The sequence below is a fragment of the Bartonella taylorii 8TBB genome, assembly GCF_902825155.1.
In the GTDB taxonomy this organism is placed as follows: Bacteria; Pseudomonadota; Alphaproteobacteria; order Rhizobiales; family Rhizobiaceae; genus Bartonella; species Bartonella taylorii_A.
In genome coordinates this window covers 1-992 of sequence record NZ_CADEAG010000035.1, presented here as the reverse complement: position 1 = coordinate 992, position 992 = coordinate 1, and the positions used below count along the sequence as shown (strand labels likewise).

Sequence of the window (992 nt, the reverse complement as noted above, 5' to 3'; positions counted from 1 at the left end):
AAAAAAAGTTACAAAAAAAGCTGTACGGTCTGTACAGCTTTTTATTTGTTTTATGCATTATAAGGCAAAAGTTTTTAAAGCATAAAAGTGTCCTTACGGCTTCTGTAACCATAATAGCCACACACACTGGAAATTATGGCACCAATCAAGCTTCCTAAAAAGCCCCACCAGCCCATATGTGATGCTGTTTTGGTGACTTTAGTCGCAGTGTTTTTTGCTCCCTCTATGGCATCCTCAAGATTGTCCGAGAGTGTTTCTGCTTGTTCTTCAAGGGCTTTGAGTGCGTCCTCGGTTTTTGTTTCTGCTGTTTGATAGAGTTGAACAGCACGGTTGGCGGTTTTTTGCGCATCTGCACGTGACATGCCATTGTTCATAAGACCATTGATGATATCGCTTCGATCAAGCTTTGCTGTAATGGCTTCTACACGATCAGAGAGGCGCTCACCAAGATTTTTTAAAGTGGTACGATAGTCAGAAGGATCATTTTTAAAAGCTGTTATTGCAGAGCCAATATCGTTGAGGGCTGCCTGATAGGTTTGTTTTAAGCGCTCAGGGTTGAGGGCAGGAATGTCGCTTTTATTAAGAAGGGTGTGCAATTCACTACCAAGCTGATCAAAATCAACGCTATTGTCACTGTTTTTTGCAAAAAACTTTTCAAGACTTTCGCCATTTAATTTTGAAAGAAGGGGAGAAAGATTTGTTTTGAGGTTGTCTACGGTTTGTTGGACCATGGAGCTGTTTTCTAAGGCAGCTTTAGTCCCAATTTTTGCTGTACTTGAAACTACGTGGATGGCTTGAAGGGTCATCAGAAGTGTTAACAGAGCCCAGGTGAGAAAACCATGAAGGCTTCCTGAGGATTCTGCAAAACGCCCAGCAACAAAACCTCCCAAAGCAAGGCTTATCAGCATAACGATAAGAGAACCAATGCCAAAGGAGAGAAAAGAACCTTCCAATGGGGTTGAGGAGGTGAAATCCATTTGGCTTAAGCCTAA

At 41.9% G+C, this 992-nt stretch carries 1 protein-coding gene; it reads right to left on the bottom strand.

Annotation, left to right across the window (positions count from 1 at the left end; genetic code table 11):
• Nucleotides 1-74: 74 nt before the first annotated feature.
• Nucleotides 75-992, bottom strand: a 918-nt coding sequence (locus tag J7R13_RS08495; protein ID WP_208438280.1) for a TIGR04086 family membrane protein, incomplete at its 5' end; no start/stop codon positions are given.